Annotated in this window: 21 protein-coding genes; 11 read left to right on the top strand and 10 right to left on the bottom strand. The window is 69.4% G+C overall.

Going from position 1 to position 25,052, the window contains the following annotated elements; translation table 11 throughout:
• The 4 genes from ENSA5_RS02805 to ftsZ form a co-directional block, all read left to right on the top strand.
• On the top strand, window positions 1-1,009 hold a 1,009-nt coding region (locus ENSA5_RS02805), incomplete at its 5' end, for a cytochrome-c peroxidase (protein WP_106390004.1).
• 178 nt (window positions 1,010-1,187) lie between these two features.
• The gene (locus ENSA5_RS02800; protein WP_106390003.1) at window positions 1,188-2,354 is read left to right on the top strand and encodes an NHL repeat-containing protein; all 1,167 of its coding nucleotides are present in this window, start codon (window positions 1,188-1,190) and stop codon (window positions 2,352-2,354) included.
• Entirely contained in the window at window positions 2,354-3,460 is a 1,107-nt protein-coding gene (locus ENSA5_RS02795) for an MYXO-CTERM sorting domain-containing protein (protein WP_106390002.1), read from the top strand. Before ENSA5_RS02800 ends, ENSA5_RS02795 begins: the two co-directional genes overlap by 1 nt.
• 147 nt (window positions 3,461-3,607) lie before the next feature.
• Window positions 3,608-4,993, top strand: a complete 1,386-nt coding sequence (ftsZ, locus tag ENSA5_RS02790) for a cell division protein FtsZ (protein WP_106390001.1) — start codon at window positions 3,608-3,610, stop codon at window positions 4,991-4,993.
• A gap of 421 nt (window positions 4,994-5,414) precedes the next feature.
• Here ftsZ and ENSA5_RS02785 read toward each other — a convergent pair whose 3' ends face one another.
• Both ENSA5_RS02785 and ENSA5_RS02780 read right to left on the bottom strand, forming a co-directional pair.
• Window positions 5,415-6,647 (bottom strand): sulfotransferase family protein, encoded by a 1,233-nt coding sequence (locus ENSA5_RS02785; protein WP_106390000.1) that lies wholly within the window; start codon window positions 6,645-6,647, stop codon window positions 5,415-5,417.
• Between the two features lie 156 nt (window positions 6,648-6,803).
• Window positions 6,804-7,016 (bottom strand): hypothetical protein, encoded by a 213-nt coding sequence (locus tag ENSA5_RS02780; protein WP_106389999.1) that lies wholly within the window; start codon window positions 7,014-7,016, stop codon window positions 6,804-6,806.
• Between the two features lie 406 nt (window positions 7,017-7,422).
• Between ENSA5_RS02780 and ENSA5_RS02775 the strand changes: the two genes are divergently transcribed.
• The 3 genes from ENSA5_RS02775 (at window position 7,423) to ENSA5_RS02765 (ending at window position 10,546) form a co-directional block, all read left to right on the top strand.
• Window positions 7,423-8,607 carry a cell division protein FtsQ/DivIB gene (locus tag ENSA5_RS02775; RefSeq protein ID WP_146155247.1) on the top strand — a complete coding sequence of 395 codons (1,185 nt, stop codon included), beginning with the start codon at window positions 7,423-7,425 and terminating at the stop codon, window positions 8,605-8,607.
• A gap of 27 nt (window positions 8,608-8,634) precedes the next feature.
• On the top strand, window positions 8,635-9,906 hold the full coding sequence (ftsA, locus tag ENSA5_RS02770) for a cell division protein FtsA (protein WP_258182707.1): 1,272 nt from the start codon (window positions 8,635-8,637) through the stop codon (window positions 9,904-9,906).
• Between the two features lie 154 nt (window positions 9,907-10,060).
• Window positions 10,061-10,546 (top strand): VHL beta domain-containing protein, encoded by a 486-nt coding sequence (locus tag ENSA5_RS02765; RefSeq protein ID WP_106389997.1) that lies wholly within the window; start codon window positions 10,061-10,063, stop codon window positions 10,544-10,546.
• Between the two features lie 15 nt (window positions 10,547-10,561).
• Here ENSA5_RS02765 and ENSA5_RS36895 read toward each other — a convergent pair whose 3' ends face one another.
• Entirely contained in the window at window positions 10,562-11,563 is a 1,002-nt protein-coding gene (locus ENSA5_RS36895) for a hypothetical protein (RefSeq protein ID WP_181197268.1), read from the bottom strand.
• 95 nt (window positions 11,564-11,658) lie between these two features.
• Between ENSA5_RS36895 and ENSA5_RS02755 the strand changes: the two genes are divergently transcribed.
• A complete protein-coding gene (locus tag ENSA5_RS02755; protein ID WP_181197266.1) occupies window positions 11,659-12,549 on the top strand; it encodes an alpha/beta hydrolase in 891 nt (296 codons plus the stop codon).
• A 634-nt stretch (window positions 12,550-13,183) separates the two neighbouring features.
• Here the strand turns inward: ENSA5_RS02755 and ENSA5_RS02750 are convergent.
• The 4 genes from ENSA5_RS02750 to ENSA5_RS02735 all read right to left on the bottom strand — a co-directional run bounded on the left by ENSA5_RS02750 (window position 13,184) and on the right by ENSA5_RS02735 (window position 19,426).
• Window positions 13,184-14,998, bottom strand: a complete 1,815-nt coding sequence (locus tag ENSA5_RS02750; protein WP_106389995.1) for a long-chain-acyl-CoA synthetase — start codon at window positions 14,996-14,998, stop codon at window positions 13,184-13,186.
• Window positions 14,995-16,218: a hypothetical protein gene (locus tag ENSA5_RS02745; protein ID WP_146155245.1), complete on the bottom strand. Its 1,224-nt coding sequence runs from the start codon at window positions 16,216-16,218 to the stop codon at window positions 14,995-14,997. Before ENSA5_RS02745 ends, ENSA5_RS02750 begins: the two co-directional genes overlap by 4 nt.
• A gap of 34 nt (window positions 16,219-16,252) precedes the next feature.
• Window positions 16,253-17,161: a PAS domain-containing protein gene (locus ENSA5_RS02740; RefSeq protein ID WP_106389993.1), complete on the bottom strand. Its 909-nt coding sequence runs from the start codon at window positions 17,159-17,161 to the stop codon at window positions 16,253-16,255.
• Between the two features lie 78 nt (window positions 17,162-17,239).
• Window positions 17,240-19,426, bottom strand: a complete 2,187-nt coding sequence (locus tag ENSA5_RS02735; protein ID WP_146155244.1) for a tetratricopeptide repeat protein — start codon at window positions 19,424-19,426, stop codon at window positions 17,240-17,242.
• A gap of 57 nt (window positions 19,427-19,483) precedes the next feature.
• Here ENSA5_RS02735 and ENSA5_RS02730 point away from each other — a divergent pair, with 57 nt between their 5' ends.
• A complete protein-coding gene (locus tag ENSA5_RS02730; protein WP_106389991.1) occupies window positions 19,484-21,211 on the top strand; it encodes an N-acyl-D-amino-acid deacylase family protein in 1,728 nt (575 codons plus the stop codon).
• A 10-nt stretch (window positions 21,212-21,221) separates the two neighbouring features.
• Here ENSA5_RS02730 and ENSA5_RS35490 read toward each other — a convergent pair whose 3' ends face one another.
• On the bottom strand, window positions 21,222-21,578 hold the full coding sequence (locus tag ENSA5_RS35490; RefSeq protein ID WP_146155243.1) for a hypothetical protein: 357 nt from the start codon (window positions 21,576-21,578) through the stop codon (window positions 21,222-21,224).
• Between the two features lie 102 nt (window positions 21,579-21,680).
• On the opposite strand from ENSA5_RS35490, the gene ENSA5_RS02720 reads away from it, so the two are divergent.
• Window positions 21,681-23,084: an APC family permease gene (locus tag ENSA5_RS02720; RefSeq protein ID WP_181197265.1), complete on the top strand. Its 1,404-nt coding sequence runs from the start codon at window positions 21,681-21,683 to the stop codon at window positions 23,082-23,084.
• On the top strand, window positions 23,081-23,287 hold the full coding sequence (locus ENSA5_RS02715; protein ID WP_106389988.1) for an acetyltransferase: 207 nt from the start codon (window positions 23,081-23,083) through the stop codon (window positions 23,285-23,287). The genes ENSA5_RS02720 and ENSA5_RS02715 overlap by 4 nt, the downstream gene beginning before the upstream one ends.
• On the opposite strand, the gene ENSA5_RS02710 is transcribed toward ENSA5_RS02715, so the two are convergent.
• Both ENSA5_RS02710 and ENSA5_RS02705 read right to left on the bottom strand, forming a co-directional pair.
• Entirely contained in the window at window positions 23,284-23,574 is a 291-nt protein-coding gene (locus tag ENSA5_RS02710; RefSeq protein WP_106389987.1) for a hypothetical protein, read from the bottom strand. The genes ENSA5_RS02715 and ENSA5_RS02710 overlap by 4 nt on opposite strands.
• On the bottom strand, window positions 23,574-25,052 hold the full coding sequence (locus ENSA5_RS02705; RefSeq protein WP_106389986.1) for a hypothetical protein: 1,479 nt from the start codon (window positions 25,050-25,052) through the stop codon (window positions 23,574-23,576). The genes ENSA5_RS02710 and ENSA5_RS02705 overlap by 1 nt, the downstream gene beginning before the upstream one ends.

Raw genomic sequence — 25,052 nt, 5'->3', positions numbered from 1 at the left:
CTTCGTCCCCCGCAGCGCCCCGTCCCTCTTCAACATCGGCCACCCCACCTTCACGAGCATGTTCTGGGACGGCCGCGTCGAGCTCGACCCCCGCGGACAGCTACACACGCCCGCCGGCCCCGACCTCCTCCCCGGCCTCGACGACCCCCTCGCGGCCCAGGCGATGTTCCCGGTCCTCGACCGCCAGGAGATGCGCGGCCAGCTCGGCGACCTCACGATCTTCAATGAGCCCAACGAGCTCGCCGAGCTCCCCGACGACGCTCCCCAGGCGATCTGGGCCGCGCTCATGCAGCGCCTAGGCGCGATCGAAGCCTATGTCACGCTGTTCGCCGCGGCCTACCCCCAACGGAGCTTCGACCAGCTGAGCTTCGCCGACGCAGCCAACGCGATCGCAGCCTACGAGCGCGAGGCCTTTTCCTTCCCCAACGCCCCCTGGGACGACTACTTGGCCGGCGATCTCACCGCGATCTCCGACGCCGCCAAGCTCGGCGCGATCCTCTTCTACGGCCCGGCCGGCTGCGCCCAATGCCACGCGGGCCCGCTGCTCACGGACCACCAGTTTCACAGCACAGGCGTCCCCCAGCTCGGCCCCGGCCGCGGCGTCTCGGCCCCCTTCGATCACGGCCGCGAGCTCGTCACCGACGACCCGGCCGATCGCTTCGCGTTCCGCACCCCTTCGCTGCGCAACATCGAGGTCTCTGCGCCCTACATGCACGACGGCGCGCTCATCGACTTCGAGCGCGTGCTCGTCCACTACGCGTCACCAACCACCAGCATCGAAGACTTCGACCCGAGCGACCTCCACCCCGAGCTGGTCGACACCGTCCAACAAGACGAGCAACACATCGCCGAGATCGTCTCCACGCTGTCGGACCAACTCGTGCTCGAGCCCAATTTCGTCGGCCTATCCAACATCCGTGAATTTCTCGAAACGTTGACGGACCCAGCGGTGTTCTCACTGCCGGACATCCGCCCGGACACCGTTCCGAGCGGCCTCGAGCCTCCCTGAGCAAATTTGCAGATCTTGCGGACAATTCCCCACTTCCCATGGGCGTTTTTTGCGCGCATGGTAGGGGGTGGTACTCAATCCTGCAGGTTGCAGTCGTCCTGAACCCGCTAAACCCGCCGAACATATCGGCCCAAGGCTAGCCGTGAACCACCGAATCCTCCCATTGATCCTCCTGCCCATGATGTTTGCGGCGTGCACGGGAGACGATCCGGCCGACGGTGACACCGCGATCGCGACCGACGGCACAGACGGCACTGGACCCGAGACGGGCGACGACGACGACGGCGGCGATGGCGATGGCGATGGCGAGCCCCTGGCCGGGCTCCCAATCCTCGGCGACGCGACCCACGACATCGCCAACCTCGACGTCACGATCATCTCCACGCCAGACGACGGCCTCAATTTCCCGACCGATCTCGAGTTCAAGCCCGGCGTCCCCGGTGAGCTGTGGGTCACCAACCGCCAGGACTTCTCGATCGTCGTGTACCAGGCCGCAGGCCAGCCCGGCCAGGCGTCGATGAAGTTCCAAAGCGAGTTCGACAACGGCGCTCACTTCCTGGCCAAACCGGCGGCGCTGGCCTTCGGCGACAACGGCAACTTTGCCACGGCCCAGCAAGAGAACGGCGTGACCCAGCCCGGCGATCCGGTCGACGGCAGCTTCATGGGGCCGACCTTGTGGACATCGAACCTGGCCGACTTCAACGCCGGGCACCAAGGTCACCTCGACATGCTCCACAACAGCCCGCTCGCGTCGGGCATCGCGTGGGAAGCCGAGAACACCTACTGGGTCTACGACGGCACCCATGGCTCGCTGACGCGCTACAAGTTCAACAAGGACCACGGGCTCGGCGGCACCGACCACACCGACGGCGAGATCTATCGCTACGCCAACGGCGCCCTCGGCTACGAGCACTCGATCCCCTCGCACGTGGTGTTCGACCACAGCTCGACCTACGTCTACGCCGCCGACACGCAAAACGGGCTGATCGTCCGCCTCGACCCGACCACGGCGAACACGGGCAATCTCATCAGCCCGAACTACGACGGCTGCCAGATGAACTACATGGACGACGCCGAGCTGATCGTCCTCGTCGACGGCGCCGGGCTCGAGGCGCCGATGACCAAGCCCTCGGGCCTCGAGCTCGTCGGCGACGTGCTGTTCGTGAGCGATCCGATCGAAGGTCGGGTCTACGGCTTCGATCTCGACGGCACGGTCCTCGACTGGCTCGACACCGGCCTCCCGCCCGGCAGCTTGATGGGCATGGCCTTCGACGACGAGGGCAACATGTGGATCGCCGACGCGGCCGCAAACCAGGTCCGCAAATTCTCGGTTCCGGCCGGCTGATGCGAGCGCCCTGGCTCGCGCTCGCCCTGCTCCTGGCCCCGGCCTCGGCCTTGGCCCACCCGCTTCAGGACGTGCGCACGCCCGTAGAATGGAGCGACGCGCCGTGCATGACGATCATCGATCGCAGCCAAGACCCGGTCTACCCGCTCGAGTACGACATCCCGCTCGAGGACGCCCCGATCCTCGAGGACGAGCCCCTCGACAGCCACACTCACCAATTCCTCGGCTTTTGTCGCGATCACCACCTCGACGAATTGCTGCCCAACTGGCTGAGCGAGGCCGATCTCGAAGACTCCGTCATGTTCGGGCTCGGCACGATCGACACCGTCGACCTCGAGCTCCACGTGCTCGACAACGCCCCGCACTGGGCCGACTGCTTCACGCGCATCTCGGCTGACGACGAGCGCCGCCCGATCACCTTCGAGGTCGCCGCCGACCCGGTCCTGTGGGACACCAGCGTGCTCGCGGCCGGGACCTGGGTGGTCGAGGGCTACACCTACGAGCCCTGGTACAACCTCTGGTCCCCACACCCCGGCGTGTTCAAGGTCGTCGACGATCCCGACCCCGCCGCGAGCCCCCCAGCCGCGGCGCTGACCTTCACCGAACAGACGGTCTTCGTCGACGCCCAGATCGATCTGACCGGCTGCGTCGACGCCATGGACGGCTCGACGATGACCCTCTCGTGGGCCCGGGCCGGGACCGGCGATCCTCAGTGGACCGTGTTCGAGACCGAGCTCCCCGTCCAAAACGGTAGCTTCAGCCTGCCCTTCTTCGCCCCGGCCGAGGCGGCCGGCCACCCGATGCTGATCAAGCTCGACGTCCGCGACCCGATCGACCGAGCGTGGACCGCACACGCGCGCGCGCTGATCGGCGTGATCTCCAGCCTCGGCGGCGGTGGCGACAGCGACGACAGCGACGACACCGGCGACGACACCGAGACCGAGGGCGGCGACACTGGTTCGGACGAGACCGGCCCCACCCTCGATGACAACGAGAGCGCGGGCTGCGGCTGCTCGACAGACAACGAGGATGACGGCCCGATCTGGGCCCTCAGCGCCCTGCTCCTGCTCGCTCTCCGCCCGCGCAGGCCATGTGTGCAGATGTAGGACAAGGTGGTACACACACGATCACACTGATCAAAAATCTCGAGTTTTTTGCCACCGATCCACGCGCTGGGTAGAGGGTCAGCACCGACCACTCCCCCGCGAGCAGCGGGCCAACCGGGACAGAGGTCCCACGCAGAGGAAAGAACAATGGCTCACTTCGAACTCGAGGACGCCTTCAACGATCAGGCCAGGATCAAGGTGATCGGCGTCGGCGGTGCCGGCGGCAACGCGGTCAACACCATGATCACGGCCAAGGTCCCCGGCGTCGAATTCATCGCTGCAAACACCGACGTGCAGGCGCTCGAGCGCAACCTCGCGCCCGTGTCGATGCAGCTCGGCCGTCGCGTCACCCGAGGACTCGGGGCCGGCGCCAACCCGGAGCGCGGCCGTGAGGCGGCGCTCGAGAGCGTCAACGAGATCGGCGAGATGCTCGAGGGCGCGGACATGGTGTTCGTGACCGCGGGCATGGGCGGCGGGACCGGGACCGGCGCGGCACCGATCATCGCTCAGGTCGCGCGCGAGTGCGGGGCCCTGACCGTGGGCGTCGTGACCAAGCCCTTCTCGTTCGAGGGCAAGCGGCGGATGAAATTCGCGCAGATGGGCATCGAGCGGCTCGAGCAGGCCGTCGACACCCTGATCACGATCCCCAACGATCGCCTGCTCCACGTGACCTCGGCCAACACCAGCTTGATGGACGCGTTCGGCCTCGCCGACGAGGTCCTCCAGCACGCGACCCAGGGCGTATCCGACCTCATCACGGTGCCCGGCATCATCAACGTCGACTTCGCCGACGTGCGCACGATCATGGCCAGCCAGGGCCGCGCGCTGATGGGCATGGGCGTGGCCGGCGACGAGGGCCGGGCCGTGGCCGCGGCCCAGCAGGCGATCAACAGCCCGCTGCTCGAGGACGTCACGATCCAGGGCGCCAAGGGCATCCTGATGAACATCACCTCGGGCCCGAACCTCCGCCTCCACGAGGTCGAGGAGGCGGCGTCGATGATCATGGAAGCGGCCCACGAGGACTGCAACATCATCTTCGGCGCGGTCGTCGATCCGAACATGGGCGACGCCCTGCGGATCACGGTGATCGCAACGGGCTTCGATCAGCACGAGCCCGCCGAGGAGGTCCTCGGCAACGCGATCGCGGCCCACGCTCACCGCGTGCGCCGACAGTCCCAGCAGCAAGTTCAGATGCCGATGCCAGGCATGGGCCCCGTCGTCGGCATGGGCGGCATGCCCCAGCAGTCGGCCCCGCCGGTCCTCGGCGCGAGCTTGCAGCGCAAACCCAAGCGCGAGCCGACCCCGCAGCCGAGCCTCAACCCGATGTTCGGCGGCGCCGGTCAGTCGCAGACCCGCGGGCAAGCTCCGCAGGCGGCCCCGGCCCAGGTCCAGGAGTCCGGGCCCTACCCGCGCAATCCGGGGGTCAGCGGAGGTTGGAGCCGCGGCGATGTCTCGGGCACCAACGATCCGCGCGAGGTCCCCGCGTTCTTGCGGCGGCGCAACGAAGGCGACGGCGGCGGCTACGTCCGCTGAGTTGCTTCACTTACTTTTTCTTCGATCCTCGCAGGTCACTGCGAGCTCAACAGGGAACGGTCGGAAGGGAGCGGGCCAATGATGGTCCGCTCCCGTTTTTTTTGACCCCCCTGGGCGTTTTAGACTCTTCGCATTGGTGTGCGTGGCCCCCTAGAAGGGGGCTCGGGTTAGACCCCCCGCAGGCGTTGTGCACTTTGCCACGCACTGCCGCTGCGCGGCAGGTCGCTCGGTCGCTGCGCTCCCTCGCTCGGTGGGCTGGGTATGAGCTTCGCTACTGTCTGCGTGGCCCCCCAAGGGGGGCTTGTTCGCTTCCCCGGGGGGCTTGCTGTCTCCCTGGGGCCGAGCATCGCCGACGCCCATGGGGTCGATGAGACCGAGCCCTTCACAGAAGAGGACAGCTTGGCTGCGGCGGCTTCGCGGGCTACAGGAATTCGGCGAAGTGGGTTCGGTAGGTTGTGGTGCGCTCGAGGACTTCGGAGCGGGGGATGGCGTAGCGCTCGAGGGAGTAGGTGTGGCGGCCGCGGCTGTGGCGGGGGTTTTCGCGGAGCCACTGGCGCATGGGGCTCTGATCGGTGAGCTCGAAGCCGAACTTTTTGTAGGCGCGCTCGATCGTGGTGAAGGGATCGTCGACCAAGGTGCGGAAGGCGATGTCGAAGCAGCGCTCGTCCGGGAGCCACTCGGCGTCGTGGGCTTCGACGAGGCGGGCGGGGGCGGAGTCGGCCCAGATCTCGAGGACCTCGCTGCCGATCGCGCGGGGGTTGGAGGGACAGGTCGCAACGCGCACGCGCTCGTAGAGGCTGCAGATCGAGGCGATGGTCTCGCGGGGGTCTCGGTGGGTGCGGATGAAGCGAGCGTCGGGGAAGGCAGCCACGAGCTCGGGGAGCCGGAAGGCGTGCCCCGGCGCCTTGAGCACCCAACGTGGCGCCGCCTCGGGGCGCGGAGCATGACCTGACTCGCGCTGCCACTGCAGCACGCGCAGCGCGTCGGCGTACTCGTCGATCGCCCAGGACCAGTCCGCGCGCAGATACATCTGGCGATAGTTGGGGAGCGGGAAGCGGACGAAGTAGCCCTCGCTCAGGAAGCTGTTGGCGAGGAGCCACAAGCACTCCTCGGGCCAGTCCCACGCGATCGGGTGGGCGGCGAAGAGCGTCGGGAGCATCCGGGCGATCTCGACCTGGAGCTTCTGGGCGCTGACGATGCGACGATCGGTGACCCCCGAGGCCCCAAAGCTGCGACGCTCGGCAGGGGGGACGGGCTCGAGCAGCTCCCACAGCAGCGGCGCGGTCGCGCCCGGCAAGCGCGACAGAAGGTTGTGCAGCAGCGTCGTGCCCGTGCGCGGAGAACCGATGATGAAGATCGGCGCGGCGAGCTCCTGCTCGCGGATCTCCGGGTGACGGCCGAGCAGCTCCTGCATGCGCAGGCGGTTCACGAGGCTGCGCTGGAGGTCGCGGACCAACCCGAGCCGAGCCACCGTGCTCAGCTCGCGGCCCATCTCGCGGATGTCGCAGCACAGCACGCCCAGCGGCTCGAGAAACTCGTCACCGCCGAAGTCCTCGAGCCCGACCGCCGCGCGGGCCTTGGCGAGGAGCTGCTCGACCTCGAACACTCCTGGCTCGATGCCCACCCACGCGAGACCCTTGCCGACGGCGTTCATCGTCCGGACAATGAGAGTCGGACCGCTGTCTCCCGGTGCCATGCCTCACCCAGTGTCGCATCCGCGCCCCGGCAGCGAACCCGGAATTGCCGCCGCGGAATTGAAAAAGCGGCCCTCCCGGGGGGAGGACCGCCTTCGCTTGATCTACGTCGGCGCCTACAGGTCGTAGGGGCGAACGGTGCCGCGCTTGTTGCTCTCGGCGCGCTTGATCGCGGCCTCGAGCATGTCGTGGACCTTGTCGGAAACGGCCTGAACGAGCTCACCGTCGCTGCGGTAGCCCGCCGAACGGATCACGTCCTTGACCTTGCTGCCGACGACGACGATTTCGCGGGCCTTCTTGGATTTTGCGGTCTTCTTCTTGGCTGCCATGTTGGGTCTCCTGGAGCTGTCGCTTGGGATCGGGGATTCGGATGAAGGAGGGCCGTAGGACCCGGTTCTCGCGGGTTTTGAGCGAGAACGCGGACATTGTAGGGGAGTTGGATCCGCTGACAACACGAAAGTTAGCCAAATTCGGACAAATTTGACTGTTTTTGAGGTCCGTGCCGGAGGCAATTCCCAAAATTCGGCAGATCTCGGGCGCTGGCAGGGGGGTCGGAGGCCCAATTTGGGCCGTCGGCGCCGATTTCCACTGCGCACGCAGTCAGGCGATCTAGCGCACGCCCCCGCAGGTGAGGCCCAAATTCAGCTTTTTTGGGGAATCCAGCGGACACGGTTATCGCAGACGAGCGGCTGCTCTGGGCCTCTTGAAGAGCCTACGCGTCGCCGGAGAGAACCCGTGACTGCCCCGATCCGAGCCCAAGCACGGCGCAAACAGCAGGCGTCGCCGCGTCGCCGAAGCGCCCCGAGCCGCGGGCGTCCGGCCAAGGCCAGGCGCGGGCGGCCGCAAAATTCCCGGCGCACGGTCGCAGAGCCCCGCGCAGGCGTCGGCAGCTCCGATCCCAGCGCCCGCCCATCAAAGATCGACCGCATCCGCCAGCTGTTCGCGCGCCGCGAGGCCGCGAGCACGGCCAAGACCTCCCCCGACCGGCACGAGCCGCCGCAGTGGCCGCGCCGCCTCGGGCTCGCGGCCCTCAAGCTCGGGACGACCGTGGTCGTCGCCTGGGGCCTGCTGATCGCCGGCCGCGAGGTCTACGAGTACGCGACGACCTCGGCGCGCTTCGAGGTTCAGCACTTCATCTACGAGCCCTCGCAGCACCTCGACGACGATCAACTCCGCGAGCTGCTCGCGATCGAGCCGGGCACCAACATCCTCGCGTGCGAGCTGACCGAGCTCAGCGAGCGCGTCGCCGCCCACCCCTGGGTCGCGCTGGCCACGGTCACCCGCAACCTGCCCGACACCCTCGAGATCGAGGTCATCGAGCACGAGCCCGAGGCGATCGTGCTGGCCGGGCGCTTCTACCTGGTCAACGCCGAGGGCCAGCCCTTCAAGGCCGTCGAGCGAGGCGAGCGGGGTGAGCTGCCGATCATCACGGGCATCGAGCGGAGCACGCTCGCCGAGGCCCGCGACGACGCCGTCGCCGAGCTCGTCACCGCCCTCGACATCATCCACCTCTATCAGGCCAAGCAGCGCCCGCGCCTCGGCGAGGTCAACCTCGGCGACGATGGCTCGGTCACCCTCTATACGGCCGAGGCCGGGACCCAGCTGCGCCTCGGCCGAGACGACTTCGAGGCTCGCCTGGTCCGATGGGACGCCCTGCGAGCCGCGCTCGGGGACCGCTCCGATCGCCTCGCCGTCGTCCACCTCGACCACGAGAGCCGGCCCGACCGCCGCGATCGCGTGGTCGCGCGCTTCGCCAACGAGCGCGACGAAGCCGTACTCCTGGCCCAGGCCGCGAACGAGCGGACTGGCGCCGACGACACCCAAGCACCAGGCAGCCGCGCGACGGGGAGCGAGCCCGCGCCCGAGCGCCTCCCAGCCCGCCGCGCCGGCAAACGTCAGCGCATCCCCAGTTACGAGTAGCGAGCAATCGCGAGAGGACCCAGCAACATGGCGCAAGTCGGAGAAGTGATCGTCGGACTCGACATCGGGACCACCAAGGTCGCCGCCGTAATCGGCGAGGTGACCTCGTCCGGCATCGACGTGATCGGCGTCGGGACCAGCCCGTCCGAGGGCCTGCGCCAGGGCGTGGTCGTCAACATCGAGGCGACGACCAACAGCATCGCCGCGGCGATCCAGGAGGCCGAGCAGATGGCGGCGGTCGACGTCCAGTCGGTCTACGTCGGCATCGCTGGCGGCCACATCCGCGGGTTCACGAGCCTCGGCCAGGTCAGCATGCGCAACCGCGAGGTCACCGAGGCCGACGTCGCCCGGGTCATCGAGCAGGCCAAGGCCGTCAACATCCCCCTCGATCGTCAGATCATCCACACCCTGCCGCTCGAGTACATGATCGACGGGCAGGGCCAGATCCGCGATCCGATCGGCATGAGCGGCGTCCGCATGGAGGTCCGCGCCCACATCATCACGGCGGCGGTGACCTCGGTTCAGAACATCGTCAAGTGCTGCAACCGCTCGGGCCTCGACGTCGTCGAGGTCGTGCTCGAGCCGGTCGCCTCGGCCAACTCGGTCCTCCACGACGACGAGCGTGACCTCGGCGTCGTGCTCATCGACATGGGCGGCGGGACTACGGATCTGGCGATCTACTCCGAGGGCTCCAACGTCTACACCTCGGTCATCGTCATGGGCGGCCACCGGGTCACGCAGGACATCGCCCACGGCCTGCGGACCTCGGTCAACGAGTCGGAGCTCATCAAGCGTCAGCACGGCTGCGCGCTGGTCTCGCTGCTCGAGCAGGACGAGATCATCCAGGTCCCCGGCGTCGGCCCCCGGCCCCCGCGCGAGTTCCAGCGCCGCTTCCTGGCCGAGATCATCGAGCCACGGGTCGAGGAGATCCTCGAGCTCGCCCGCCAGGAGCTGCTGACCTCCGGGTTCATGGAGCTGGCCGCCTCGGGTGTGGTCCTGACCGGCGGCGCCGCGCAGATGGAGGGCATGACCGAGATCGCCGAGGACATTTTTCAGCTACCCGTGCGGCTCGGCTCGCCCGTGTACGCCGACGGCAACGGCCGCGAGATCGGTCTGAGCGAGGGTGGCTTCGCCAGCGTGATCCAAGATCCCAAGTTTGCGACCGGGGTCGGTCTGGTCCTGCATGGGGCCCGCAACGAGCCGGTCGAGATGGAGTTCGACGCCGGCGCGGTGCGCCACGCAGACCCGGGCCGCTCGGGGATCGGGCGCCTGTTCGAGCGCGTCCGTGGGATGTTCTGAGCCGAGCGGCTGACCGCCGCGCACACGGGAGCGAGGCGGCAATCTTTTCGTCTGCGCGCTCGACCCGCGACCGTACACTCGCGGCATGGGCGCGAGGTGGAACGTTCGCAGTCGTCGCGGAGCCCGTGCCCACGGCCGAAAGCTGGCCTGTCCGGTGCCGTCGGCGAGCGGCCTGGTGCTCGTGTTGATGGGAGGATGCGTCTACGGCATCAACCCCGACTACGAGCCCTGGGAGGACCTGGCCGGCGACGGCCACGGCGACGGCGATGACGGCGATGACGGCGACACGGGCGACGGCGACACGGGCGACGGCGACACGGGCGACGACGACGACGGCGACGACGGCACGGGCGACGACGACGACCCGGTCGCGCTCGACTGCACCGAGGAGACCACGCTCGAGAGCCAATCCTCCATGGAGCCGACGTCGATCACCTTCATCAATGGCTCCGGCGAGATTCGAAAGACCTACTGGCTCAACTACCAGGGCAAACGCGTCGCCTACGCGACGCTCGCGCCCAACGAAGAGGACTCCAAGACGACCTACCTGAGCCACCCTTGGGTGGTCACGGACGCAGACGACAGCTGTGTGGGGATCTACATGCCGCTGAGCACACCGACGGTCGTGCTGCTTCAGTGAGTTCGGTGTTGCGCGTCAGTAGACCGCGCCGTGCAAGGTCACGCGTACGCGCTTGAGACCAACGGTCCCGCTCCCGCCCCAGGGCTCGATGCGCACGGCCTGGGTCCCGGCGCCGGGGACCAGGCAGGTGCCGAGATCGACGCCGACCTTGTGGACCTCCCACGAGTGGGAGATCTGGACGTCCTGGACGCCGCAGTCGTTGAGCGGGTTGCTGACCGCCATGGTCGCCGACGATCCGACCGAGATGCTGCGCCCCTCGATGCAGACGCTGACGTTGTCGTAGTCGTTGAGATCCTGGAGCCCGATCATGATCTGCCAGGTGCCGGAGATCGACGCGACGATGCCGATCGGGTCGTCGCTCATCGAGTTGTTGCCGAACTCGAAGATCTCCGGCCACGACTCGTTGCCCCAGGCCCACTGCGGCTCGGTCCAGCCCGGGGTGTCGGAGTAGGACCACGACGGTGAGCTGACCGAGCCGAGCTGCCAGTACTCGACCTCGAGCCACGGGCCATCCTCGGCGAAGCCGCAGGCGTCGAAGGTCAGCGGATCACCGTCGCCATCTCCGTCGCCCGTGTCGCCGTCTCCGTCGCCCGTGTCGCCGTCTCCGTCGCCCGTGTCGCCGTCGCCGTCTCCATCCCCGCTGTCGCCGTCGCCGTCACCCGTGTCGCCGTCACCCGTGTCGCCGTCGCCGTCACCCGTGTCGCCGTCGCCGTCGCCCGTGTCGCCGTCTCCATCCCCGCTGTCGCCATCGCCATCCCCGCTGTCGCCATCTCCATCCCCGCTGTCGCCATCTCCATCTCCATCCCCGCCGTCGCCGTCACCATCACCGCTGTCGCCGTCGCCGTCACCGTCACCATCACCGCTGTCGCCGTCACCATCACTTGAGTCGCCACGGGTCCCGGAGGTGTCGCCAAGCTCGGCGCCGTCGCTCGTCCCGTCATCGGCGCAAGCCGCAGGCACGGACAGCAGCGCTACGCAGACCAAGGCTGTCAGGGTGGGTGAGATGCGGGCAGTCATGCGCGCATGCAAGCACGACCGCCCAGCCATGACCACCGAAGACGGTGTGACCTGGCATTTGATCCATACGGGCCTCGCTCCCCTATACTCGCGGCGTGAGCGAGACCAGCAGCCACTCCCGCAAGCTCGAGACCCGCGACGGCACGACCCTGCACAGCGAGCTGTGGGAGCCCGAGGGCGACGTGAAATTCGTCGTGTGCATCGTCCACGGTCAGGGCGAGCACGTCTCGCGCTACGACCAGGTCGCGGCCGAGCTCAACGCGCTCGGGGGCCTGGTGTTTGGCGCGGACCACCGCGGCGAGGGTCGCAGCGGCGGCCGCCCGGGTCACACCGAGGGTTTCGAGCAGTACGGCGAGGATCTGCTCGACGTCCTGCGCGACTACCAGGCCCACCTCGGTGACGCCCGCGGGCCCGACCAGGTACCGTGGTTTTTATGGGCTCATTCGATGGGCGGGCTGATCACCCTGACCTACCTGCTCGATCACGAGCGCGACGTGAAGCTGCGCGGGGTCGTGGTCAGCGCGCCGCTGCTCGGGCTCGCCCTCGAGATCGGCGCGGTCAAGGAGTTCGTCGTCCGGCTCCTGGCCAAGTTCTTCCCCACCCTGGCCGTCCCCTCGGGCATCGAATCGAACACGATCTGCCGCGATCCTGATCAGGTCCGCCGCTACGACCTCGATCCGCGCCGGGTCAAGAAGGTCACCACGAGCTGGGTCCTGGCCATGGAGCGCGCGACCGAGCGGGTCGAGCGAGAGATCCGCAAGGTCACGCTCCCGATGCACTGGTACGTCGGCACCGGCGATCTGATCTGCGACACCGAGGCGACGAAGAGGGCCTTCGCCACCTTGCCCGATCCGAGCGCCAACGATCAGACGATCGAGGTCTGGCCCGGCTACTACCACGAGCTCCACAACGAGCCCCCCGAGCTGCGCGCGCCCGTGATCGCCAAGGTCCACGAGTGGATCCTGGCCCACACGCAAGCCCAATGACCCCCAGCCCTCAGCGACTCCGATGACAGCCCACCAACCGGCCGCCCGCTTGCGGCCGTGCGTGGCAAAGTCGCTAACGCCCGAGGCGGTCCAAAAGAGCCCCGAGCGCAGCGACCGATCGACCGGCCGCTTGCGGCCGTGCGTGGCAACGTCGCTAACGCCCGAGGCGGTCCAAAAGAGCCCCCTTTAGGGGGCCACGCAAACGATTGCGAAGCTCATGACAGCCCACCGAGCGAGGGAGCGCAGCGACCGAGCGACCGGCCGCTTGCGGCCGTGCGTGGCAAAGTTGCTGACGGCCGTGGGGGTCAAAAAAAACCGCCGTGCGTGGCAAAGTCGCTAACGCCCGAGGCGGTCCAAAAGAGCCCCCTTTTAGGGGGCCACGCATTCCGTTGCGAAGCCCATCCCAGCCCACCGAGCGAGGAAGCACAGCGACCGACCGGCCGCCCGCTTGCGGCCGTGCGTGGCAGAGTCGCTAACGCCCGAGGCGGTCCAAAAGAGCCCCCTTTTAGGGGGCCACGCAAACGATTGCGAAGCTCATGACAGCCCACCGAGCGAGGGAGCGCAGCGACCGAGCGACCGGCCGCTTGCGGCCGTGCGTGGCAAAGTTGCTGACGGTTGTGGGGGTCTAAAAAACCTACACCGGCCATTGGCCGTTGCGCACGGCCTCGGCGCGTTCGGGGGTCAGCTCGACGTAGGAGCGGCCCTTGGCGTCGCGCAGGAGCAGCGGATCACGGACGCGCTCGAGGTCCCAGCCCTCGTCGCGCAGCTCGACCTTGCGGTGCTTGAAGGTCCCGGTCGTACTCAGGCTGTCGACGAGGCGCAGGAACCTCGGCGCGGCGTAGCGTGGGAGCTCGGCGTCGACGTAGGCGTAGAGCCGCTCGGGCGCGAACCCGGGCTCGACGACCATCGCGGCCATGCCCACCCGGCCGTCGGTGCCGGGGATCTCGACGCCGTAGACGTTGGACTCGCGGACCCCCGGCCCCTGGTTGAGGAGCTCGGCGACCTCCTGGGTCGAGACGTTCTCGCCCTTCCAGCGGAAGGTGTCGCCGAGGCGATCGACGAAGTGCAGGTGCCACAGGCGGTCGCGCGCGAGCAGGTCACCGCTGTCGAACCACGCGTCGCCGGGCTCGAACACATCGGTCAGGATCTTGCGCTTGGTCGCGCCTTCATCGGTGTAGCCGGCGTAGGGGTTGCGCGCGTCGATCTTGCCGAGCAGGACACCGGGCTCGCCGACGCCAGCCTTGACCGCGAAGCCGCTCGCGTCGCGCAGGATCTCCCCACGCTCGACGTCCCAGCGCGCCAGCGCCATCTTCCACGGCAGCATCGGTCCGACGGTCCCGCTGCGGTTGAACAGGTTGGCGGTCTCGGCGTTGCCCTCGGTCGCGGCGTAGAACTCGACGACCTGCTCGACGCCGAAGCGCTCGCAGAACCCGTCCCAGATGTCGGGCCGCAGACCGTTGCCGACAAAGCAGCGGACCTGGTGACGGCCGTCGTCGGGCCCGGGCGGCGTGTTGTAGAGGTAGCGACACAGCTCGCCGATGTACATGCACACCGTCGCGCCCTCGCTTCGACACTCGGTCCAGAACCGACTGGCCGAGAACTTGCGCGCGAGCGCGAGCCGAGCCCGACTGGCGATGACCATCGGGACCGCGACCGCGGTCGCGCTGGCGTGATAGAGCGGCAAGCAGCAGTAGACGCAGTCGTCGGGGGTCATGCGCGCGAGCCCGGCGAACACGTCTCCGGCCCGACGCAGGCGGTGATGCTTGACGACCGCCGGCTTGGGCAGGCCCGTGGTCCCGCTGGTGTAGACGTAGGCCGCGACCTCGTCGAGCCCGTTGAGCTCGGCCCCGGCGAGGGCCAGCGGCAGCGCCCCACACACCCTCGGGTTCCACGACTGAAAGGGCTCGAAGGCGTGACCGGGCTCGGCCTGCCCGCGCGGCGCCTCGACGTCGACGAACACGCGGTCCGGGCCGACCGGCAGCGCGTCGTGCCCGAGCTCGCGTAGAGCCTCGAGCTGGCGCGCGTCGACGAGGATCGCCGTCGGCTCGCAGACCTCGAGCGCGTGACGCAGCGCCGGCCCGCGCAGCGCAGGGTTGATCAGCGAGGCGACGACCCCGAGCTTCCCGAGCGCGTAGAAGTGAAACAAGAACGCCGGGCGGTTCTCCATGACCAGGGCCACGACCTGGCCCGGATCGCAGTCGAGCTCACGCCACGCGCGGGCGTGGCGGTTGACCTCGGCGTCGAAGGAGCCCACGGTCCACTGGCGGCCCTCGAAGCTCAAGAAGGGATCGTTGGGTCGCTCGGCGGCCCAGCGCTGGAGCTCGCGCGGGATGTTGTCGCACGAGCTCGGGTCCCAAAAGAAGTTGGTTCGTAGGCCACGCAGGACCGCGCGGGCCCGCGTTGCGGACTGACGCAGCAGCGCGCTCAGGGTTTGACTCGAGTCGGTCATCGCTCGCTACGGAGCTGAAGCACTAGCATGCCCAGGCCGAAGGCACCCGCGACCGCGAGCCCGATCCCGAAGAGCACGACCAGGCCACCCGGAGTGTCGCCGGCGCCGGCGCCCCACGCGGCCAGGGCCACCCCGATGATGATCAGGACGATGAGGGCGGTGATGAAATTGCTCTCATCACCGATCGCCACCAGCCGCTTGCGCCGCGGCGCGCCGAAGCCCTCGGGCGCGACGCGATCGTGGACCGCCCAGATCGCCTCCATCACCCGCTCGAACTCGGGCCCGCGCAGGAGCTTGGTCTGACCGAGATCCTTGGCCAGGTCGACGTCGACGATCGCCGCGAAGTCCGGCGCGCCGGGCCGCTCCTCGTCACCGAATTCGAGCTCCTCTGCGAGCACACCGTTGGTCAGGATCGTGACCGCGGCCGGCGCCTTGCTCGTGTAGCGAAGGCCCGCGTAGCCGATCAGCTCGCCGTCGAGCTCGATCTTGCTGGCCTTGCGCACCCGCGGCGAAAAGGACAACTCGGTGGGCAACAGCTCGACGTGGAGGGCCTGGACCATGCCGCGGCTGACCCGCTCGCCGCCGAGCTCGACGGCCCGCGACGAGTACACACAGGAGGAGCGCACCAGCTCCGCCTCGCGGGGCTCGGCCGCGCCGACCCCGAGGCCGCTGTGACGCACACGCACGCGCGTCCCCGCCTTGCGCTGAGCGGGCTCGAAGGCCTCGACCTCGCCGAGCTCGCGCGCGGGCGTCAAGATCGTCCGCAGCCCCTCGCCCGACCTGGCGATCGACTCGATCTCGATCGCCTTCGGGTTGAGCCGTAGCGCGGCGTTGCACGCGAAGGCCAGCTGCTGCAGCGAGCGTCGACGACGACGCTCGACGACGCTCGCGCCCTCGAGCTCGATGAACACCGCCGTGAACAGCTCCGCGAGCTCGTCATGGGTGAAGGCGATCGGCCCGAGCTCGATCACGACCGCGCTCGCGTCGATCTCGAGTCGGATCGGATCCGCGCCGCCGAGCGCCGCCGCCTCGACCAGCCGCAGCACGTAGGCGTGAGCGTCGGCGAGCTGAAACTCGCGCAGCTTGCGGAGCGCCTCGGCGGCGTCGATCGAGAACCCGCCCTCGTCGACGAGCTCGCCGCCGGCCTCGAGCGCCGCGAGCAGCGAGCCGGCCACACCTCCGGGCGCCTCAGCCTTGGTCGGTGGTCTCGGCTTGTTCATCCCCGCAGTGTACCGCTTTGGCGGTCTGCGAGCGCTACCCGAGCGCGCGGAGGCTGGCGCGGACCAGCAGCCGATCGGAGCTGGGCAACAAGACCCAGTTCACGCCGCAGCGCACGAGCGCGTCGTCGGCCCGGCGGTGGGTCCACTCGAAGGCCCGGGCCGCGCCCGCGGCGACCTCGGCCAGCAGCTCCGTGATTCGTTGATCCGAGCGCTGCCCGTCGGGCTGCTGCTCGGGGTTGAGCTGAGCGAGCTCGACGCCGAGCAGCTGGCCCGGCGGCCAGCCAAACAGACGCGCGGCGTGGGCGTTGTTCTCGACGATCCGCTGGGTGCCGACGTCGATGATCAGCAGGGCCTCCGAGGTGCTCCGCAGCAGCACGCGGTTGCGCGCCTCGCCCTGGTCGAGGTGCTCCATGTACACGGTGCGGGTCACCGCTTCGGCCATGCGCACGCCGAGGCGCGCGAGCAAGCGGGGCTCGTAGGCAAAGGTGCGCGCGCGCTCGCAGTCGTGGATGCCCATGAACCACGCCGGGCCGAGGCGGGGCTGAACCGTGGCGATCATCAGCGAGCGCACGCCCTGCTTGGTCGCGGCCAGGCTGTCGGCCGGGATCGCGTGAGCGTTGGGCCCGCACGCGAACACCTCGTCGCTGTCGCGCGCGGTCGCGATGACCGCGAGGATGAAGTCGTCCTCTTCAAACACGAGCTCGGGGTCCGCCGCGTCGTCGCAGCGGGTGAACACCACCGGGTCGCACAGGCCCCCACGCACGACCGGCTTGAAGAAGCGCAAGAAGGCGCGGTCGCAGGCGAAGATGTCGAGGAAGGCGCGGACGACCTCGCGCAACGTCGTGGCGGCCTCGTCGTCGCGCGCGATGATCTCGTCGACGGTCTCGATCGCGCCGAGGATCCGCTCTGCATCAGACGGCTGGGTCTTGTCGGGCTCGTTCATTGACGGAGGACCAGCGAGGGGGAGCATAGCAGCTCGGCCCCGATTCACCCACGACTACGCCAAATCGGGGGTCGCAGGTCACGAGCCGCCGAGCACGATCGCCTGGTTGGTCTCGAACAACCTGGCGTGGCCCTTGTAGCGCTCGACGAGATCGGCCCGCTTGGCCGCGCGGGCGAGCTCGAGGGCGCGGCCGATCGCCTCGCTAGCGGGCTCGAAGCGACCGCTCGCCGCGAGCCCAGCCGCGAGGGCCTCGACGACCTCGGGCGAGCGGAAGCTGGTCATGCGCCCGGCCGCCTCGGCCACGCGGAGGGCCTGCTGGGGGTCACGGATCGCCGGATCGGGGTGCGTGGCCAAGATCCACGCGACGCCGCGCATCGCCTTGATCGAGCGAGCGTTTCGCTCGAGCGCCGCGCTGTAGGCCGCGAGCGCCTCGGTGTAGGCGTGGGTCGCCTCGAGCGCCCGGCCGTGGTTCTCGCGAAACAGCGCCCGGCCCGGCGCGAGCTCGACCGCGCGGGCGAAGGCCTCGACCGCGCGCGTGGGCTGGCCGAGCTTCTCGTAGGTCACGCCGAGGTTGTTGTGGGCCTCGACCTGCTCGGGGTCCGCGGCGATGACCCGCTTGTACGACGCCACCGCGCCCGCGAAATTGCCCGCGAGGCGCTGGCGGTTGCCACGGACGAGGTGCGCGCGGGCGTGGCTCGGATCGAGGCGCAGCGCGGCGTCGAGCTGGGCCTCGGCTCCCTCGGGATCCGCGAGGGCGATCGACACGAGCGCGAGATCAACCCGGACCCCCGCGTCGTCATTCAGGGCCAGCGAAGCCTCGTAGCTGGCCTTGGCCTCCTCAGCTCGACTCGCGCGGGCCAGCAGCGCGCCCAGGTTCGCCAGCGCGTCGGCGCTGCGTGGCTGCTCGGCGACCCGGCGCCTCGCCCCCTCGATCTGCCCGCTGAGCCACTTGGCCATGAACGCGTCGTCGAGGACCCGGAGCTCGGCGGGGTTGACCGGCTCGAACTCGAGGATCAGCTCGGCCATCTCGTCGGTTGAATTGGGCCCAAAGACGACCCGCCTCGGCGGCGACGAGGGGTTGCGCGGGTTCTCGGCCGAGTTGTCGTAGCGAAAGTCCATCGTGATCACGCTGCCCTTGGGCAGCGCGATCGGTCGCTCGAAGCGATACTGGTCCTGCCAGTCGAAGTCCCAGTCGTCGATCTTGATCAGCCAGCGCTTGCTGCCGTCGGGCAAGGTCGCAAAGCCCTCGAGCTGCTTGCCGATGTAGTGGGCGTGGGGATAGACGCTGAGCACCCTGACGTCGGCCGGGAGCACGAAGGTGTCGGTCACGCGGTAGTCGCCGTCGCCGGGCGCGATGTCGAGCGAGGTCGACGACAGCTCCATCGCCAGCGCGGCCTTGGTTGGCGGGTGGCTGGCGAAGTGAAGGCCGACCTTCGGCCGAATGAGCTCGGGCTTTCCGCTCGGGCGCATGTGAACCTGGACGACGAGGTCGCTGCCGCCCGCGAGCTGCCACGAGCGATCATCGCTGCCGGGCTCGGGCGCCTTGCCCGGGGTCCAGCCGACGAAGCGCCCGCCCGGCATCTTGGCCCCGCCGAACACCATCCCGTCGAAGCCCGGGGCGGCGTCGGCCTCGTCGAGCCGTCGCGCCTCCCCGCTGACGTCGACGCGCATGACCGCGTGGTGCACGACCTGCTGCGCGCCCGGCTGCAGCTCGACGGTCTTGACGAAGCGCGCGGGCCCGGGCGGGACCGCGATCACGAAGTTGCGATAGACGTCGGTGCCGTCGGCGGGGAGCTCGAACGCGGCCTCGGCCTCGAGCTCGAGATCGGGCGGACCGAGCTGCCAGCCATGAGTGAACGAGGGGGGCTCGGGCGCGCGGGCCAGATCGCCCGGCAGCCGACCGCCCTCGACCCAGGCGGCGAGCGTCTGCTTGTCGGCGCTCGACAGCCGCCGCTCGCCCACGAAGCTGCCGAAGCCCTCGCGCGGCAGCCAGGGGGGCATGAAGCCGCTGTGCGTGACCTCGACGATCTGCTCGGCGTGGTCGCTGACGTCGTCGTAGTCGATCAGCGCGAACGGGCCCGGGCCGCCCTCGTGGTGACAGACCGAGCAGTTCGCGTGGATGATCGGCGCCACGTCACGCGCGTAGGTTGGAGCTCCGCGCGGAGTCTGGGCCGTGGCCGCGGGCCCCACGTCGGCCGCCTCACGGGCTTCGCCGCCACAAGCCGAGACGGCGACCACGAGCAGCGCAGCAGGGATCTGACGCATGTGCGGCATCATGGCATCCCACGCCAGGCCCGGGCGAACCGTGTTAGCTTGCGCTCCATGGACGCTCCCAGCTTCGATCTCGTGATCCGCGGCGGCACCGTCGTCGACGGCACTGGTGCCCCCCGACGCCGCGCGGATGTCGGCATCCGCGACGGCAAGATCGCCGCCGTCGACACCGACCTGCCCCCCGGCCGCGAAGAGATCGACGCGAGCGGCAAGCTCGTCACGCCCGGCTTCGTCGACGTCCACACCCACTACGACGCCCAGGTGACCTGGGACCCTCAGGTCACGCCCTCGTCCTGGCATGGCGTGACGACCGTGGTCATGGGCAACTGCGGGGTCGGCTTCGCCCCGGCCGCGCCCGACAAGCGCAAGTGGCTGATCGGCCTGATGGAGGGCGTCGAGGACATCCCCGGCAGCGCCATGACCGAGGGCATGGTCTGGGAGTGGGAGAGCTTCCCCGAGTACCTCGACGCGATCGACAAGCACCCGCGCGCGATCGACATCTGCGCCCAGGTCCCCCACGGCGCGCTCCGGGCCTACGTCATGGGCCGCCGCGGCGCCAAGCACGAGGCCGCCAACGACGACGATCTCGCCGCCATGGCCAAGATCGTCCGCGAGGGCGTCGAGGCCGGCGCGCTCGGCTTTTCGACCTCGCGCACGCCGATCCACAAGGGCATCGACGGCGAGTTCGTGCCCGGGACCTTCGCCGACGAGCGCGAGCTGTTCGCCCTCGGTCGCGCGGTCGCTGACGGCGGCGGCGTGATGTTTCAGATGACGGGCAACCACGTCGACATGGCGCAGGAGTACCCGTGGATGAAGCGGCTCGCGGCCGAGGTCGGGTGCACGGTCAGCTTCAACCTGCTCCAGACCGATCAAAAGCCCGAGCTGTACAAGCACATGCTCGAGCGGCTCGACGAGGCCGAGAAAGACGGCCTGCCGATCTGGGCCCAGGTCGCCGGGCGGCCCAACGGGATCTTGATGACCTGGGCCGGGACCGCCGTGCCCTTCATGCCCTACCCCAGCTACATGCCGCTGCACGGGCTGCCCTTCCCCGAGCGCCTGCCGAAGCTGCGCGAGCCGGGCCTGCGCGACCGGGTGGTGAACGAGAAGCCCTTCTCGTTCGGCGAGTTCGAGGACTACATCATCTCGAGCTTCCACAAGATGTATCGGCTCGGCGATACGCCCAACTACGAGCCCGATCCCAACGACGCCGCGACCGCGATCGCGGCGCGCCAGGGCGACGTCGCGCCCGGCGTGGTCTGGGACTGGATGATGGAGAACGACGGCCGCGGGATCGTCTACTTCCCGATCTACGGCTACGCCCACGAGAACCTCGACGCCGTCCGCACCCTCTTGCAGCACCCGCGCACCCGCCTCGGGCTCGGCGACGGCGGGGCCCACTGCGGGGCGATCTGCGACGCCAGCATCCAGACCTTCATGCTGACCCACTGGGTCCGCGACCGGACCCGCGGCGCCAAGCTCCCGCTCGAGGAAGTCGTCAAGACCATGTCGGCGGACACCGCCGACTTCTACGGCCTCGACGATCGCGGGCGCATCTGCGTGGGCTACAAGGCCGACCTCAACGTGATCGACTTCGACGGCCTGAGGCTCCACGCGCCCGAGATGATCTACGACCTGCCGGCCGAGGGGCGTCGCTTCGTCCAGCGCGCCGAGGGCTTCACCCACACGATCGTGTCGGGCGAGATCGTCCGCCAAGCCAACGCGCCGACCGGGAAGCTGCCCGGGAAGCTCGTCCGTGGGCGCCGCAGCGCCCCGGCCTGAGCACCTTCGCTCACCGAACCTGAGGCTTGGCCCGCGGCGGCTTGGGCTTGGCCCGCGGCGGCTTGGGCACCGGCCTTGGATCGGGCTTGGGCTTCGGGGTCGCGGTCGGCCCGCCGGGGTCGGGCCGAGGGCGCGAGGTGTTGGGCCGCGACTCCGACGGCGACGAACAGCAACAGCCGCCGGAGCCAAGGCTCGAGCGGCTGTTGCTGCTGAAGTGTTTCGTCGGGTGACCCGAGCTCGAGGTCGTCATCGAGACCGAGCACCCGAGGCTCAATCCACAGGCCAGGAGCATCGACGACAACAACAGGCGGTGGGTCATGCTCGTTGTGACGAGCCGCCGGGCCTCGATGTTCTGGTTCGAAGCCAAAAGGGTTGATCTCGCCCGCGATGCACCTCCGCTCGCAGGGGATCCCCCCCAAAGTTCGAGAGAGGCATCATCGGAGGCCTGAGACCGTAGTAGCCTGTGCAGGTGGCCGACGCCGAGCCCCTGCGCCGCGAGCTGTCGAGCCTCGACGCGACCGCCGTGGTCATCGGGGCGATCGTGGGTGTCGGCATCTTTTTCACCCCCAGTCGGGTCGCGGCGCTGGCCGGGACCCGCCAGCTGGCGCTGCTCGCCTGGGGCATCGGGGGGCTGATCGCGCTGCTCGGCGCCCTGACCTTCGCCGAGCTCGGCGCCCTGGTCCCGCGCGCGGGTGGGCAGTACGAGCTCCTGCGCGACGCCTACGGCGCGGCGACGGGCTTCGTCTACGTGGTCTGCAACGCGACCGCGACCCAGGCCGGGGCGACCGGCGTGATCGCGCTGGTCTGCGTCGACAACCTCGCGGTTGCGATCCACGGCGCGATCCTCGGGCCCTGGCTCACCCTCGGCTGCGCGATCGGGCTGGTCCTCGGCGTCGCCCTGGCCAACGCGGCGGGCGTGCGCTGGGGGGCGCGGATCCAGAACCTGACCGTCGTCGTCAAGCTCGCGACGCTGCTCGCCGTCGCCGCCGTCGCGCTCCTCGCCGCCCCCGAAGAGCTCGAGGCCTTCGCAACCGCTCACAGCCCGGCGCGCCTCCACCCTGTCGCCGGGATCGCGGCGGCGCTGGTCCCGACCCTGTTCACCTTCGGCGGCTGGCAACAGGTCCTGTGGATGGGCGGCGAGGTCAAACGGCCCGAGCGCAACTTACCGATCTCGATCATCGCCGGGGTCTCGGTCGTGGTCGGCGTCTACATGCTGGTCAACTGGGCCTACCTCGCGCTGCTCGGCCACGACGGGGTCGCGGGCAGCGAGACGCTGGCCGCCGACGCGATCGCGGTCGTGTTCGCGGGGACCGGGCGCCGGGCGATCGCCGTCGCCGTCGCGGTCTCGGCGTTTGGGGTGCTCAACGCGCAGCTGCTCACGGGGCCGCGGCTGTTGTTCGCCCTGGCCCGCGACGGCCGGCTGTGGCCGGTGCTCGGCCGCGTCCACGCCAGCCGGGGGACGCCTGTGCCCGCGATCGCCGTGCTCGCGCTCGCGGCGATCGTGCTGCTCGTGGTCGCCGGGGCCGATGGGGTCGATCGGCTGCTGACCGGGGTGGTGCTGGTCGACGGGGTGTTCTTTGCGCTGACCGGGCTGGCCTCGCTGGTCCTCGCCCGACGCTTCCCCCACGCTGAGCGACCGGTGCGGATGCCTGGTTTTCCGGTCGTGCCGCTGCTGTTTGGGGTCGCGGAGCTCGGGGTGATCGTGGGCGCGTGGCTGGACCCGGAGGTCCGCGGGGCGGCGGCGATCGGCGCGGCGTGGATCGCCGGGGCGCTGGTGCTGTACCTGGTTCGCTTTCGCAGGCAGCTGACGCCGCGAACGCCGGGGCCATCCCCCTGCGCGAAGTCGCCGGGCGACGATACACTCAGCCCATGAGCCTCGACGACGACGAGCGACGGCGCCTCGCAGAGGCGGTCCGGCGCGCATGCCTCGAGGCCGCCGAGGCCGCCTACGAGCAGGGTGGATTCAGCGGGCTGTGTGCACAGGGGCGCTGGGAGCTCGCGCTGGACGCGATGCGAAGCACGCCCCTCGACACGATCGTGACCCCCTCGTCGAGCACCGCCCGCAAACCCGACTAACCAGCGTCACCGCTACCCACGTGCGCCGTCAGAACCTCGCCATCGAGCCAGACCGAGACCTCCCCACCCTCGGGCTCATCGATGTCGACATACCCCGTGCCCTCGAGGGTCCCCGACGCGATCGTCTGGCCCGAGCCATCGAGGACCTTGTACTCGAGCGCCTCCCCGAGCTCCACGGGCACGTAGCGCGGATCCACGATCCACAGGCGCAGCTTGCCCGCGGGCGGCGGCTCGGTGCTCCCGGCGCTCCCGGCCGCGAGCGGTGACACTGGCTCCCCGATCTCCATCACATGATCACGTAGCGAAACGCCCCGAGCAGCTCCACCGCCTCGCCCGAGCTCGGCGCCCCCCGCCGCGAGAGCTGGATCGTCGCCTCTTGCCCGCCAACCGGGGTCGCGCCCGGCCGCGGGACGCGGGCACGGATCACGTTCTCGTTGATGCAGACCACGTCGGTGCACGCAAAGCGGGCGCCCGGCCCCTCGGGCCCGCGGGTCACGACGGTGACCTCGGTGTCGGCGCTCAGCACAAAGCCATAAATGAAGATCGTGTTGCCCGGCGAGGCCCGCATCGGGATCACGCTGGTCACGCTCAGCTCGGGGACCTGGGCCGGCTGCGAGCGAGCCCCCTCCGGGGGCTGGGTCTGACCGTCCCAGTTGTTGAGGTCGCGGAAGTACAGGCAGCCATCGAAGCGCTCGCCGATCGGGTAGGCGTTGCTGCGATCGATCGGCAGGATCGCAAAGCGGCTGTCGTCGACGTCGAAGCCGATGTTGTCGTCGTCGGGGAACTCGGCCCGGAGCAGGTCGAAGATCCGCACGAGCTGAACCTCGTCGGCGACCTCGCGGCGGAGCTCACGAGTCGAGATCGAGCGCTCGCGGCGTCCGGACCCGGGGTAGACGCTGACGAGCGAGCAGACGTCGTCGGCCGACAGGCCGTTGTCACGGTTGATCAGCTGGCGGATGAAGGTGTTGTTGGTGATCCCGGTGTAGTAGTGGCGCCCGGGCTCGACCCGGCCCTCGCGCAGGTGGGTGGCGCCGTAGTAGATTAGCGCTCGCGCGCTGCCCAAGTTGGCGAGGATCTGGCGCTCGAAGTTGTTGGCCGCCTCGCGGTCACGCTCGAGCGAGAGCTGGTTGTACTCGCGCTGTCGGTCCTCGATCGACTGATCTCGACGCCGCTCGAACTCCGCCTGCGACTCGTTCGGGGCCCGCTGCACGTCGCCACCATCGAGGCCGCGCGTGAACGCCCCGGCCCGGTCGTAGGACAGCTCGCCGACGCGGTGATCGATCCCGACGACCGTCAGCTCGGTGTCGGGGATCCGCTGGGCGATCGCGCGAAAGATCTCGCTCAGCGCGGGCCTGAAGCCGGCCTCGGCCAGCCAGTGAGCCTTGCGATTGACGACCCCCGGCGGGAGGACCATGGTCTCCCAGCCCCCGACGCGCTGGCGGACCGCGTTCTCGTCGAGCTCGAGCGCGAGGTAGCGAAACCGGCAGTCGCTGTCGGCGTGGAGCGCCAGGCACAGATCGCGCAGGAACATCCGCACGCAGCCGTTCTCGTCCCCGATCGCGGAGAAGCCCGGAGCGTGCTGCTCGCCGATCGCGGTCACGCGATGGCGCTTGAACTTGTCGACGGCGAAGTCGAGGGCCGACTGGCGGTGCGCGCGGAGGTAGCTGACGAGCGGGTTGACCACGAAGCGAAGCGAGCGCGCGCCGGCGACCGGAGTCGTCTGCGGCAAGCTGCTGTCGGGATCCGCCGGCCTCGTCGTGCCCAT

The sequence above is a fragment of the Enhygromyxa salina genome (assembly GCF_002994615.1).
Lineage (GTDB): Bacteria > Myxococcota_A > Polyangia > Nannocystales > Nannocystaceae > Plesiocystis > Plesiocystis salina_A.
The sequence above is the reverse complement of the archived record's forward strand: the minus strand, read 5'-3'. Positions and strand labels throughout refer to the sequence as shown.

Excerpts from the sequence above, each read along its gene's own strand:
- ENSA5_RS36895 (WP_181197268.1), bottom strand. The coding sequence starts at position 11,563 with ATGACTGCCCGCATCTCACCCACCCTGACAGCCTTGGTCTGCGTAGCG.
- ENSA5_RS02740 (WP_106389993.1), bottom strand. The coding sequence starts at position 17,161 with ATGAACGAGCCCGACAAGACCCAGCCGTCTGATGCAGAGCGGATCCTC.
- ENSA5_RS02705 (WP_106389986.1), bottom strand. The coding sequence starts at position 25,052 with ATGGGCACGACGAGGCCGGCGGATCCCGACAGCAGCTTGCCGCAGACG.
- ftsA (WP_258182707.1), top strand. The coding sequence starts at position 8,635 with ATGGCGCAAGTCGGAGAAGTGATCGTCGGACTCGACATCGGGACCACC.
- ENSA5_RS02785 (WP_106390000.1), bottom strand. The coding sequence starts at position 6,647 with ATGAACGCCGTCGGCAAGGGTCTCGCGTGGGTGGGCATCGAGCCAGGA.
- ENSA5_RS02795 (WP_106390002.1), top strand. The coding sequence starts at position 2,354 with ATGCGAGCGCCCTGGCTCGCGCTCGCCCTGCTCCTGGCCCCGGCCTCG.
- ENSA5_RS02750 (WP_106389995.1), bottom strand. The coding sequence starts at position 14,998 with ATGACCGACTCGAGTCAAACCCTGAGCGCGCTGCTGCGTCAGTCCGCA.
- ENSA5_RS02710 (WP_106389987.1), bottom strand. The coding sequence starts at position 23,574 with ATGGAGATCGGGGAGCCAGTGTCACCGCTCGCGGCCGGGAGCGCCGGG.
- ENSA5_RS02730 (WP_106389991.1), top strand. The coding sequence starts at position 19,484 with ATGGACGCTCCCAGCTTCGATCTCGTGATCCGCGGCGGCACCGTCGTC.
- ftsZ (WP_106390001.1), top strand. The coding sequence starts at position 3,608 with ATGGCTCACTTCGAACTCGAGGACGCCTTCAACGATCAGGCCAGGATC.
- ENSA5_RS02745 (WP_146155245.1), bottom strand. The coding sequence starts at position 16,218 with ATGAACAAGCCGAGACCACCGACCAAGGCTGAGGCGCCCGGAGGTGTG.
- ENSA5_RS02800 (WP_106390003.1), top strand. The coding sequence starts at position 1,188 with ATGATGTTTGCGGCGTGCACGGGAGACGATCCGGCCGACGGTGACACC.
- ENSA5_RS02715 (WP_106389988.1), top strand. The coding sequence starts at position 23,081 with ATGAGCCTCGACGACGACGAGCGACGGCGCCTCGCAGAGGCGGTCCGG.
- ENSA5_RS02735 (WP_146155244.1), bottom strand. The coding sequence starts at position 19,426 with ATGCGTCAGATCCCTGCTGCGCTGCTCGTGGTCGCCGTCTCGGCTTGT.
- ENSA5_RS02780 (WP_106389999.1), bottom strand. The coding sequence starts at position 7,016 with ATGGCAGCCAAGAAGAAGACCGCAAAATCCAAGAAGGCCCGCGAAATC.